The following is a 12,175-nucleotide window of genomic DNA, read 5'->3' as shown; positions in this document are numbered from 1 at the left end:
TTTGACTGATCCGGGGATCAGGCGAAAGTGGGGTCAACGGTTGTCAAAGTAAGTGATTGACGGCGAGCGGCTTAGCGCTGGCAGTCGATCACGTTTCCCTCATTTGGGACTGCAAAGGTAGGGGCAAAAGCCCCCCTTTGTCAAGGCCTCACCAGAAAATAATTGAGCCCCTTCAACCTGAGATCGAGGAAGTACCCTTTTGGTCAGGCACTTACTCGACAAAAATTGTTTAAACTTTTTTCAGCAGGTGGTTTTTCTTTCCTTTCGACACGAGAATATAGCGCTCCTGAAGCCATTCCAGGTCGGTTGAAGCAGCCGGATCGGTAACTTTCGTTTTGTTGATGCTAACTGCATTCTGGGTAATTGCTCGCCGGGCTTCACCCTTCGATGCATACACCTCTCCCCGGCTAGCTACCGATAATAAATCAGTAATGTCTTTGCTAGCGGCTAATTCCTCAGCCGAGATTTCGGTTTGGGGTACGCCTTCGAAAATAACATCGAATTCGTCAACCTGAATAGAACGTAACGTTTCCAGTGTGGCTTTACCGAACAAAACCTCCGAGGCCTTCACGGCCAAATCATACCCAGCTTGTGAATGCACACGGATCGTTACGTCCTGAGCAATTGCTTTCTGAAGAATGCGCAAATGAGGGGCTTCGTTATGCAGCCGTTCTAATTCTTCAATTTCTTCCTTTGCTAGAAGCGTAAACACACGAATCAGGCGGGGGCAATCCGCATCGGTTGCATTCAGCCAGAATTGGTAGAACTGGTAAGGAGAAGTCATCGCTGGGTCGAGCCATACGTTCCCTCCCGCCGACTTACCAAACTTGGTACCGTCAGCTTTTGTCACTAAAGGCGTCGTTAACGCGAATGCCTGGTATTCTTCCGAGCGGTCGGTCCCACCTCCTTCTTTACGGCGAATTAACTCCGTGCCCGTCGTGATGTTGCCCCACTGATCGGAGCCGCCCATCTGCAGTTGAACACCTTTATTTTTGTACAGCCAGTAGAAGTCGTACCCCTGTAACAACTGGTATGAAAACTCCATAAAGGACAAGCCCGTTTCCAGCCGTTTCTTTACCGAATCTTTCGCAACCATGTAGTTTACCGTGATGTGCTGGCCCGCTTCTCGCAGAAACTCCAGGAACGTAATTCCTTTGAACCAGTCATAGTTGTTAACCATTTCGGCTGCATTGTCGCCAGCATCAAAGTCAAGAAAACGGGTCAACTGCGCCCGAATGCCTTCCTGATTGCGACGTAACGTTTCCTCCGATAGGTAGTCACGCTCCGTCGAGCGACCAGAGGGATCACCAATCATACCGGTTGCTCCACCCACCAGCGCGTAAGGTTTATGCCCTGCTCGTTGCAGATGAACCAGCAGCATGATGGTAGCCAGGTTACCAATGTGCAAGGAGGCAGCTGTTGGATCAAAGCCAATGTAGCCCGCGGCCATCCCTTCGGCAAGTCGTTCTTCGGTGCCCGGGGTCATGTCGTGCAGCATGCCCCGCCAGCGGAGTTCTTCGATGAAAGTCATAAAAGAGCTAAAGAGTGAATGAGCGAAAGAGCGATTCAGGTAAGCGTTACGTCCGCTCTTTCTGTCTTTCGCTCTTTCACTCTTTGGTGAAATTAGTTGTTTATGGTAAAAGCAGCGACGAGTCGCCGTAGCTCAGGAAACGATAGTCGTGCGTGAGCGCTTCGTTATATACGGTTCGCCAATCATCGCCAATCAGGGTTGCAACCAGTAAGATCAGCGTAGACCCCGGCTGATGAAAATTAGTAATAAGCCCCCGGCAGATCGCTAACGTATAGCCCGGTGTAATATAGATACCGGTGTGGGCTACAACAGCGTTCTTCTTTGTATCAGTCAGATACTGAATCACAGCGAGCAGGGACGCTTTTGCCGTAGGGCGTTCCGTTTCTGACCAGCGGTACGCATAGTGCTGATCCAGCCGGAACGGATCGGGCTCATTCTTCAACAGTTTCACCCCCATCCAGTACAAACTTTCTAACGCTCGCATGGACGTTGTCCCAACGGCAATAACGTGATCCAAATGCTCAAGTAAGTTCTGAACGTTTGCGACCGTATATACAACCTCTTCGGTATGCATGTGATGCGCCCGCACATCGTCCGTCTTAATCGGCTGGAAGGTACCAGCACCCACGTGCAGCGTTACGTAATCATGACCAATTCCGTGAGTAGCCAGTTCAGTAAAGACTGCGTCAGTAAAATGCAGTCCTGCCGTGGGAGCCGCGACAGCCCCCTCCTCTTTGGAGTATACGGTTTGATACGTTGTCCGGTCGGCATCGGTAGCATCGCGTTTCAGGTAGGGCGGCAGGGGAATTTCGCCCGCCAACTGGATGAGTTGCGCAAAACTCCAGTTGGTAGGCTGCCAGCTCAGCCGTACTGTCGAAGCTTCCTGGTTGTGCCAGTCGGCTTTTAGGAGGATGCTACCCGCCGGAGTTGTCAGGGTCGTTTCCAGCGTTTCGCCCGATTTCCAGCGCTTCCGGTTACCAATCATGGCGTGCCAGATAACGCTGCCCGTACGTTCCATCGCCTGACTGATCGGTAATTCATCGCTATCTATTTCACTAACTGGATTCAGCAGAAACAGCTCGATGACAGCTCCGGTTGCCCGGGTGAAATGCAGTCTTGCCGGAATGACCTTTGTGTTGTTAAAAACCAGAAAGCTATTCTCGGGCAATAGTCCAGGTAGATCAGAAAACGATTTGTGCTGGATGGTACCGGCCCGGTAGACCAGGAGTTTCGACTTATCGCGCTGAGCCAGTGGAAAACGAGCAATCCGTTCATCAGGCAACTCGTACTGGAACTGAGTCAGCAAAAGCGGTTCGACTTCAGGCATCGCTATCGGGTTTCATGAATAGTCGGATAGGAAGCGCGACCAGCACACTGATAATAATCCCCGTGCAGAGGGGAGCCAACCAAGCATAATCAATCGCCTGAATAGGCCGGTCTGAGCGGTTCAGTAGCGATAGGACGATCAGGCCCAGAGCTAGTACCGTGTTTATGGCAGCCATGAGTGCAAAAAACCAGTTGACAACCACTTCATTTAATTGATCCCGATGAGCCAGCCAGGGGCTTTGCGGAGACAATGGTAGCTTCGCCGTCGGCACCTTCGGAAATAGCCGTTTCAGTGCATTGAGTAGGGTGTTACTGATCAGAAATATAGCAACCGCGATGTAAAAGATAATTTCCCGGTCAACCGTTTGCAGCGGCTGATTCAGGCTATCGAAACGAACAACCACATCCCCCGGATAAGAAATGTAGCTGTTAAAAAGGGAAAACAACAGTCCGAGAATCGACATAATACGCCAAGTCCGGACGAAAAAAGTACCTGTCTTCATAAAGTGGTAGACGCCGTTCGGCGAACAATTTCAATCGTTGTCTCTGCCTTCGGGCACCTAATTTCGTATTTCAGGGTGCAAAGGTACGGCCCGAACGGCGAAATCCGTTCGTTTAGCCACTTGTCCATTTTTTTGGTTTACCAGTTCTATGAAGATTTACACGAAAACAGGCGATACCGGTCAGACGGCACTGATTGGGGGGCGCCGGGTGAGCAAAGCCGATATACAAATTGATACGTACGGCACCGTTGATGAGCTTAATGCCTGGATTGGACTGGTGCGTGACCAGCCCGTAAACGCCGATCGTCGATCGATCTTAAAAGAAATTCAGGATCGACTATTCACAATTGGGTCGGAGCTGGCCGTTGACCCGGAAAAACCAGCTTCCACGGCTACCAAATCACTACCCGCCATTACGCCGGATGACATTTCCGCGCTGGAAACGGCAATTGACGCGATGGATGCCGCCTTACCAACGTTACGTTCATTCATACTGCCGGGCGGACACCAGGCCGTTTCATTCTGCCACGTTGCCCGAACCGTCTGTCGCCGGGCGGAGCGACTGGTTGCTGCACTGAACGACAATCTGACGGTCACAACCGTTTCGCACGTCGACCCCTTGATTTTGCAATATCTCAACCGGCTGTCGGACTATCTCTTTGTGCTTGGTCGACTTATGGCACAGGATCTGAACGTAGACGAGATTACCTGGAACGCCCGAAGATAGCTAACGGAAAAGTCCGCTCAAGTTCAGCAAATAAATACCCTTTAGTCGATCTATTTTTTTAGCTTTGCTTCGAGCGGTTGGCCGTCGGGTATAACCTCCTGTGGCTAACCACTTACTACAAGTATTAACATTACCAGATCATGACGACGGACGTCTTACAAATTGAATTGCGGAAAGCGGAACGCTCCCGGATTCAGGAAGTAGATTTTAATCATCTGCCTTTCGGAAAACACTTCTCGGACCACATGTTCGTGGCCGATTTCATAGACGGTCAATGGCAAAATCAGCAGATTGTGCCGTTTGACAATTTCACGATCAATCCTGCTCTATCGGCGCTCCACTACGGTCAGTCGATTTTCGAGGGAATGAAGGCGTATAAAAACGACGAAGGTGAGGTACTGCTGTTCAACCCGCTGGCCAACTTCGAACGGATGAATGAATCGGCGCGCCGGATGTGCATGGCAACGCTGCCCGAAGAAGTGTTCATGGGTGGTCTGGAAGCACTGTTGCGCGTTGACGCCGACTGGGTGCCATCGACGCCAAACAGTTCGCTGTATATCCGGCCATACATGTTTGCTTCTGATAACTACCTGGGTGTTGCCCCATCGAAGACGTATCGCTTCTGCATTTTCACCTGCCCTGTTGGTTCGTACTATAGCAATCCACCTAAGCTGAAGGTTGAAACGGAATACATCCGGTCGGCTCCGGGCGGAACGGGTTACGCGAAATGCGCGGGTAACTACGCGGCTTCGATGTACCCGACATTGATGGCGCAGCAGCAGGGCTACGATCAGTTGATCTGGACCGACGCTCGTGAGCACAAATACATCGAGGAATCGGGTACAATGAACATCATGTTCGTTATCGATGGTAAACTGGTTACGCCCGCTACGTCCGATTCGATTCTGAAAGGAACAACCCGCGCAGCTATCATTGCCATTGCCAAACACTGGGGTATGGAAGTCGATGAGCGGCTGGTTTCGATCGATGAGGTGATCAATGGCATTGAGAGTGGCCGTCTGACCGAAGCTTTCGGGGCTGGTACGGCCGTAGGAGCGTCATCCTACGCACTAATTGGCTACAATGGTAAAGATCATATGCTGCCGGAATTTGCTCCAGAAGATTCGTTCGCGGTTCGCGTATCGACTTACCTGGGCGAGCTTCGTACGGGCAAAGTTGACGATCCATTTGGCTGGGTGCAGAAATTATCTTAGGTATCCTCAGTCAGTCGTACATAATCAAACCCCGGCCTACCAGCCGGGGTTTTCTGTTTAATTTCTCATCCACGCGCAGGTTTTCTCCCTTATTGGCACCTAAGCGTATAAACGTTTGACAGCACGACAGCGGTGACGGAATCTGAGCTACTTATCGACCTGAAAGCGGGCAGCGAAGCGGCTTTTCGCCGGTTTGTCGACACCTACCAAAACCGGGTGTATAGCTTGGCGTTCCGGCTGGTTGGCGACCGCGACGAAGCTGATGATATAGCGCAGGAAGTTTTTGCCGAAGTGTACGAAACCATCGGGCAGTTTCGGGGCGAAGCGGCATTCAGTACGTGGCTGTATCGAATTACGACAACACAGTCGCTGGCCCACTTACGTAAGAAACGTACTCGAAAACGATTTGCCTTCGTGAGCAGTCTGTTTGGCGAATCGAATGAGTTAGTACATGATCCGCCCGACACTAGTCAACCGGAGCAGTTGATGACCCAAGCTGAAGAAACTCAACTCTTGGTCCGGGTTGTGGGACAGCTACCCGACACGCAGCGCGCGGCTTTTACGCTGCATTACATGGAAGGATTATCCCACAAAGAAGTGGCAGCTATCCTGGAGACAACGGTATCAGCGGTGGAGTCGCTACTGCACCGGGCCAAGCGCCAGCTACGCCAAAAATTACAGCCTTATTACGCCGACCTATTCAACAAAAACTAACATGAACAATTCGACACCATCATCCGAAGACGAACGCTGGGAGCACCGATTCAATAAGCTAGGTGATTTGCCAATCGAAACACCCCGCCCTTTTTTTTATACCCGATTACAGGCCCGGTTGCAACGCCAACAGGTAAGCAGCTGGACACCCCTGTGGCTCCGACGACCGGCTTACGCGCTGAGTGCTTTTGGTCTAATCGTCCTGCTCAATGCGGGAGCGCTGGTTTACTACTCAGACTCGTCTGCGAAAGCAACCGACGACGTGACTACGTACGAGGGGTTTGTGGCCGATTACCAACCCACCAATTCAATCGATTACGGGAATGAATGATCGCTATAAATACCGTCTGCTGGTGGCTCTGGTCCTGGGTCTGGCGCTACTGAATATTGCGTTGTTGTTCTGGTTTGGTCCATTCAGACAAGGACACCGAGAGGGTCGTCACGCTGGCGAACGGCTACCTTTTTTGACCAAGCAGCTCGATTTCACCGAAGATCAGCGACAACAATACAATACGCTTCGTAAAAGCTATTTTGTTGAACGTCGCGCATTAGCTGAAACCGTTCGCCCCCTGCGGAAGCACTTCTTTAGCCAGCTTAGTGATACGATCAGATCAGATTCGGCTTTGTTGGAACAGGCTCGAACGTATCACAACCGACTAGCTCAGATTGATTTACTAACGTTACGTCATTTTCAGCGGGTAGCCACTATCTGTACACCAGCGCAACGAGAAAAGTTGTCGCAAATCGTACGCACACTGCCGCAGGCGGCCGCCAGGAACAGCCGTCGACCCGGTTCTCAACAGGCAAGGGAAAATATTTTTTGATTACCGCGCAGGTTCTGGCGATCAACGACACCTAAGCCTATAAACAACAGTAAACAATGAAGAAAGTGATCATTATGGCTGCCCTCCTGGGCGCCGTTAGCATCGGGACTGGTTTCGCGCAGCAAGTCGATTCAACCCGAAGAACAAGTCAGAACCGGCCCATGCGGGGTGGTATGCGCAATCTGACGCCGGTTGATGCGAAGGACCTGCCTTCGGCAATTACGGCTACTCTGAAGGATAAGTATCCGGATGCAACGATCCGCCGGGCGGGTAAAGGTGAAAAAGGGGCATACCTCGTTGTGGTGGTGGACAAGCAGGACAGTCGGACATTGCTGCATTTCGACGAAAAAGGCACGCTGATGAATGAGCGTAAGATGCCAGCTCATCCCGGTGGCGGTCGCGGCAAACGGGGGCGTCGGTAGCTGACGTACACCAAAACAAGTCAGGCCACATGATTCAATCATGTGGCCTGACTTGTTTTAAAAGCCTTCCGGTTAATTTCTCATCGCCACCGCATCATCGGACGGCAGGATTCGAATTTTAAGCCCATAATCTTTGCCTTTCGATACGTCCTTCAGCGTAACAAGTTTCCCTTTGGAAGAAGACCAGGTTGTCATTTCCTCATCTACTTCTGCTGTGCCGTACCGCTTCGTGAAGTATGCAATTAAGTCTTTTCGGTAATCGGTTACTGCCTGTTCCGTGTTTACGTACAGATCGACCTCAATGGCTGACACTTTTCGATCTTCCTGGTAGTAGAGGATATCAACCGTTTCAAGATTTTTGAGTTCGAGCGTGTAGCCAACGTGCTCATCGTCACGTTCGAAGGGCTCGCTTTTTTCCCGTTTCGCTACGGCACTATACGCATCCCCAAGATTGATTCCCCGCCAGTCACTATCAGCCGTCAGCCCCAGGCGGGATAGCCGCTCGGTAATTACGTTACCAGCGGGTACTGCGGTGTCATCCGTTGTTGACGTGTCGTTTGTCTGTTCTGAAGCCTGATCCCGGTTACGGCATGCGTTCAGACCGACTAGTAAGCTTACGAAAAGAAGTAGAATTGTTTTCTCCATAATTAGAACACATGAATGGCTTTAAAGAAGAACCGGTATGCTTTGTACACTAAGTTGTTATGTGAACAAACAACTTAGTGATACGTCACAATTCCTGCGCTAAATTGAAGAAAAATCCGGTTTTCCCCTGGGCATTAATGGTTCCGCTAAATCGAAAAACAAGGTTGTAAAACGTAACAACATCCAGACTTAGACCCGTTCCCAGAAGCGGGCGATTGGCCAGCTTGCTCTGGTACTCCTCAGCAACCGTACTACTAACGTATCCCGCATCGCCAAAAGCCGTTACGTAGGCAGCAATGGGTAGGGTATTAAATTGCCGGATATGGAGCCAGCTTAGCTCTTTACGAACGTTGAATAACTGGTAACGTAAACTGTTTCGCCAGATAGCCGTGCGCTGACCGTCTACTACGTACAGTTCGTAACCGCGCACCATATCCACTGAACTTCCCAATCCGCGAAGGTTGTAGTACGGTTGGCGGGCGGGCCAGGTTACGCGTCCTCGTACGCCCGAAGCCAGGTAGAACCGCCCCCCCAGCGCCCAGTAGCGGGTCATTGACGCCGACGTTTCCAGAAAATGAAAGTTATCGCCAGGGAGCAGCCCACTGATGCCCGCGCCAGCCGTTATCAATTTCCCCTGTAACGGATACACGACGTTATCCCGCCGGTCATAGCGGTATCCGTATGATAAACTCAGGTAGCGTTGCCGGGTGCGTCCATCCAGAAAGTAGTCTGGGTTGAGCCGGGCAATGGTATCCGCAATTTCATTCAGATTATACCGAACGCCAGCGGTATGATATTGATACAGACCACGGCGGTGGCTTAAAATCAACTCGGCATACAAGCGGGTGCGCAGCAATTCTTCTGAGCGGACGAAGAGCCACTTATCAGCCTGCGTCCGGTAGGGAATCTCTTTATTGGTCGAATAGCTAAGATCGAAGCGAAGCCCCGTCTTCTGCGCCTTGTCGATGTAAGGCCTGGAGTAGGATAAGACGGTACGTTGCAGAAATCCGCGTTCGATCGCAAGCTGCAGCCGGTCGTTGGTGCCCGTTACGTTGCGGTAGCTCAGTCGCCCCCCGTAGATTGTCCGACGTAAGTCGCGCCCCCGATCGTACCACCACTCGTTTAAGTTTCGATCCGCAATATCGAACACCGGATAAGCAATGATGTACCAGCGCTCCTTCATGATTACGGTCAGATCGAGTTGCGCCAGCTGTGCTGGTTTTCCTGGTCCAGAACTGGTGGACGTCACGGTGGAATCTACAAGTGTGATTGCCTGTAAGACCGATGAATTATAGACTGAATCGGCCGTGGTTAACGTCGTCTTTATATCGACGGTAACAAACAGAACGGTGTTGCTGATATTACGTTGATCCCAGGTAATTCGGTCAGGCAGGTCACTGAGTCGGACGGTATCGCCGGCACGCAAGGTCATTTCCCGTAGTACGATCCGATCCTTTGTTTTGTAGTTACCGACGAGGCTGACAGACCGGATAACTACTCGCTGCGTTGAGTCGATAACAGCGTCAGCAAACGCCGACAAATTGGCAAAAAAACATGCCATTATTATCATTAGATAGATTGACCATATCTTTGGAATCATGCTTAAAAGTACATCTTTTTCAAAAAAATAAGACAATACAATCTACGTATCCTGCAAATTGTCGCGTATTATTGTTATCATTTCCTAAAACTACAGTGACTAGTTAAAAACACCCAATACATGCAAACCGAAAAAACTCAGAAGTCAACTCTAGCCCACCGTTCCCATCTGAGCTTCTGGCAAATCTGGAACATGAGTTTCGGATTTTTAGGTATTCAATACGGCTTTGGTCTTCAGCAGGCCAACATGAGTCCGATCTATCGTTATCTGGGTGCAGATGAAGCTTCCATCCCTGGCCTTTGGCTGGCTGGTCCGCTGACTGGATTGTTGCTCCAACCAATCATCGGCGCTGTTTCGGACCGAAGCTGGTCGCCACGCTGGGGCCGCCGAAAGCCATTTATTCTGATTGGGGCGTTGTTCGGTAGCGTCGCGATGATTTTCATGCCTAACTCGTCGTACGTGTGGATGGCCGCGGGCCTGATGTGGATGCTCGACGCGGGCCTAAACTCGGCGATGGAGCCATTCCGGGCTTTCGTGGGCGATATTCTAAACGACAAACAGCGTCCAACTGGTTTTGCGGTGCAGTCATTCATGGTTGGATTTGGCCAGACGTTAGCGAACCTGATGCCTTACCTGCTGCCGCTATTGGGTATATCGATGGTCATGTCAGAAGATCAGTTGACAAATGGAATTCCTAACTCCGTACGGTACCCATTTTACATCGGTGCAGCTGCAATTCTGATTTCTGTGTTCTGGACGGTTCGCACAACGAAAGAATACCCTCCCGTTGATGATAGCTATAAAGAGCCGCATATTTTCACCGAAGAAGAGAAGAATTCAATCTCATTCTGGCATCTGGCCTTATCGCTGGGTGGGGCTATTCTCGCTTTCTTCTTTGCTGCCCGCATTGGCGGTCTGGTGACAGGCGCGTTATGGGGAATTGGTGTATTAACCGGCAGTTATCTCTTTCTGATGCTGCCAATCTTCCGGGAAGTACTGGCGTCACTTTCGGCGATGCCCACCGTGATGAAACAGCTTTGGTGGGTTAAATTCTTCACTTGGTATGGTCTCCCACTCATGTGGCAGTACTTATCGCTGGCAGTAGCCCGTTACGCTTTCAATGCACCAGACACTATTTCGAATAAGGCTGGCTTTGAGGAAGGTACCAAGTGGGGCGGACTTTGTTTCGCGATGTTCAGCATCTCCTGCGCTTTGATTTCGGTCTTTATTCCGCGTATCGCCAAGGCCATCGGCAGCGCCCGGGCTACTCACGCGGTCTTTCTGTCGATTGGCGCGATGGGCTTCTTCCTGACCCTTACGTCTAACGACAAATTCATCTACCTCATCGGTATGACCATTATCGGTCTGGCCTGGGGGTCTATCATGTCGATGCCGTACCTGATGTTGTCTGTTGCCGTGCCGAAAGAACGGATGGGCGTTTACATGGGTATTTTCAATGGCTTTATCTGCGTACCGCAGTTTATTGGTATGCTTACCGTTCCCTTGTACTACGAACCGCTGCTGGGTAACGATCCTCGCAACGCGCTTGTGCTGGCGGGCATTTGCCTGCTGTTGGCAGCAGCATCGTGTTTTCTGGTAAAAGAAGCCAAGCACACAAAAGAGGTAGTTCTTCCCATCGGACCAGGTGGCCATTAATCGTTAAACTTAATTATCAATTCCGATTGTAATCTCCTCCGCGTCGAGTAGTTTGCAATCGGAGTTTTTTTACTAACCATGTCACAACGCCCCTACGCACTCTTATCTGTTGGCGAACTGCTGGCCGATTTCATTGCGCATCATGTATCTGTCAACTTGCTCGACTCGCCGGACTTTCGGCGGTATCAGGGCGGCAGTCCAGCCAATATGGCCGCCAACATGGCTCGGCTGGGCAATAAAACAGCGCTGGTTGCCTGCGTTGGCAACGATAATCTCGGCCGGTATCTGATCCGTCAGGTCAATGAGGTTGGTGTCGATACACAATACATTACAACCCAATCCGAGGCTCCAACCAGTATCGTCATTGTTTCCCGGACGGCCGGCACGCCTGATTTTATTGCTTACCGTACGGCCGACTGCAAGATTTATCCGGAACAGATTCCTGATTCGTTGCTGGAGCAGACGCAAATTTTTCATACAACCTGCTTTGCGCTGAGCCGTCAGCCCGCTCAGCGTACCATCGTTGAGGCAGCCCGACGGGCACAGGCAGTTGGCTGCCAGATTAGTATTGATGCCAATTACGCCCCCAGCATCTGGCCAGATCGTCAACAGGCGCAGCAGATCATTGCTGATTATTGTTCGACCGGAGCCCTGGTCAAACTAAGCGAAGACGATGCGGAACGGATTTATGGCGAAGTCCGCACCCACCAGCAGATTCTGGACGATTTTCACCGCATGGGCGCGTCCATGATCTGCCTGACGCTTGGCCCCGAAGGGAGTATCGTCTCCTACGAAAATGGTACTCAGCAGGTGCGTATTTCCGGCCAGAAGATTGACGTCGTGGACGTTACCGGAGCGGGAGACGCCTACTGGGCTGGTTTCCTAACGGCTTATCTGGACAAACAATCTCCTGAACAATGCGCCCGGTCTGGGGCAGCTTTAGCCAAAATGAAGCTAAGCCGACAAGGAGCTTTACCCGCTCAGATTGACCGGAAACTCATCTTGTAAGACAT

The 12,175-nt window shown here is 51.0% G+C and carries 13 protein-coding genes; 8 read left to right on the top strand and 5 right to left on the bottom strand.

Going from position 1 to position 12,175, the window contains the following annotated elements:
• Positions 1-229: 229 nt before the first annotated feature.
• From tyrS to ACYVAD_RS20420, 3 genes are all read right to left on the bottom strand, one after another.
• Complete coding sequence (gene tyrS, locus ACYVAD_RS20430; protein ID WP_461141387.1) at positions 230-1,531, bottom strand: tyrosine--tRNA ligase; 1,302 nt, start codon at positions 1,529-1,531, stop codon at positions 230-232.
• Positions 1,532-1,631: 100 nt separating this feature from the next.
• Positions 1,632-2,858 carry an S-adenosylmethionine:tRNA ribosyltransferase-isomerase gene (locus tag ACYVAD_RS20425; protein WP_461141386.1) on the bottom strand — a complete coding sequence of 409 codons (1,227 nt, stop codon included), beginning with the start codon at positions 2,856-2,858 and terminating at the stop codon, positions 1,632-1,634.
• Positions 2,851-3,360 carry a hypothetical protein gene (locus tag ACYVAD_RS20420; protein WP_461141385.1) on the bottom strand — a complete coding sequence of 170 codons (510 nt, stop codon included), beginning with the start codon at positions 3,358-3,360 and terminating at the stop codon, positions 2,851-2,853. Before ACYVAD_RS20420 ends, ACYVAD_RS20425 begins: the two co-directional genes overlap by 8 nt.
• Positions 3,361-3,508: 148 nt before the next feature.
• Between ACYVAD_RS20420 and ACYVAD_RS20415 the strand changes: the two genes are divergently transcribed.
• From ACYVAD_RS20415 to ACYVAD_RS20390, 6 genes are all read left to right on the top strand, one after another.
• Positions 3,509-4,087, top strand: a complete 579-nt coding sequence (locus ACYVAD_RS20415; protein ID WP_461141384.1) for a cob(I)yrinic acid a,c-diamide adenosyltransferase — start codon at positions 3,509-3,511, stop codon at positions 4,085-4,087.
• Positions 4,088-4,227: 140 nt separating this feature from the next.
• Entirely contained in the window at positions 4,228-5,301 is a 1,074-nt protein-coding gene (locus tag ACYVAD_RS20410; protein ID WP_461141383.1) for a branched-chain amino acid aminotransferase, read from the top strand.
• A 132-nt stretch (positions 5,302-5,433) separates the two neighbouring features.
• Positions 5,434-6,015 (top strand): RNA polymerase sigma factor, encoded by a 582-nt coding sequence (locus ACYVAD_RS20405; protein ID WP_461141382.1) that lies wholly within the window; start codon positions 5,434-5,436, stop codon positions 6,013-6,015.
• 1 nt (position 6,016) lies between these two features.
• On the top strand, positions 6,017-6,346 hold the full coding sequence (locus ACYVAD_RS20400; RefSeq protein ID WP_461141381.1) for a hypothetical protein: 330 nt from the start codon (positions 6,017-6,019) through the stop codon (positions 6,344-6,346).
• Positions 6,339-6,839 carry a Spy/CpxP family protein refolding chaperone gene (locus ACYVAD_RS20395; RefSeq protein WP_461141380.1) on the top strand — a complete coding sequence of 167 codons (501 nt, stop codon included), beginning with the start codon at positions 6,339-6,341 and terminating at the stop codon, positions 6,837-6,839. Before ACYVAD_RS20400 ends, ACYVAD_RS20395 begins: the two co-directional genes overlap by 8 nt.
• A gap of 56 nt (positions 6,840-6,895) precedes the next feature.
• Positions 6,896-7,261: a hypothetical protein gene (locus tag ACYVAD_RS20390; RefSeq protein WP_461141379.1), complete on the top strand. Its 366-nt coding sequence runs from the start codon at positions 6,896-6,898 to the stop codon at positions 7,259-7,261.
• A 72-nt stretch (positions 7,262-7,333) separates the two neighbouring features.
• On the opposite strand, the gene ACYVAD_RS20385 is transcribed toward ACYVAD_RS20390, so the two are convergent.
• Together ACYVAD_RS20385 and ACYVAD_RS20380 are read right to left on the bottom strand one after the other, a co-directional pair.
• Complete coding sequence (locus ACYVAD_RS20385; RefSeq protein WP_461141378.1) at positions 7,334-7,906, bottom strand: hypothetical protein; 573 nt, start codon at positions 7,904-7,906, stop codon at positions 7,334-7,336.
• A gap of 85 nt (positions 7,907-7,991) precedes the next feature.
• The gene (locus ACYVAD_RS20380; protein ID WP_461141377.1) at positions 7,992-9,506 is read right to left on the bottom strand and encodes a BamA/TamA family outer membrane protein; all 1,515 of its coding nucleotides are present in this window, start codon (positions 9,504-9,506) and stop codon (positions 7,992-7,994) included.
• A 120-nt stretch (positions 9,507-9,626) separates the two neighbouring features.
• Here ACYVAD_RS20380 and ACYVAD_RS20375 point away from each other — a divergent pair, with 120 nt between their 5' ends.
• On the top strand, positions 9,627-11,162 hold the full coding sequence (locus ACYVAD_RS20375; RefSeq protein ID WP_461141376.1) for an MFS transporter: 1,536 nt from the start codon (positions 9,627-9,629) through the stop codon (positions 11,160-11,162).
• Positions 11,163-11,240: 78 nt separating this feature from the next.
• Complete coding sequence (locus ACYVAD_RS20370) at positions 11,241-12,170, top strand: carbohydrate kinase family protein (protein ID WP_461141375.1); 930 nt, start codon at positions 11,241-11,243, stop codon at positions 12,168-12,170.
• The last annotated feature ends 5 nt before the right edge of the window (positions 12,171-12,175 follow it).

It is taken from the genome of Spirosoma pomorum (assembly GCF_054776615.1).
The sequence above is the reverse complement of the archived record's forward strand: the minus strand, read 5'-3'. Positions and strand labels throughout refer to the sequence as shown.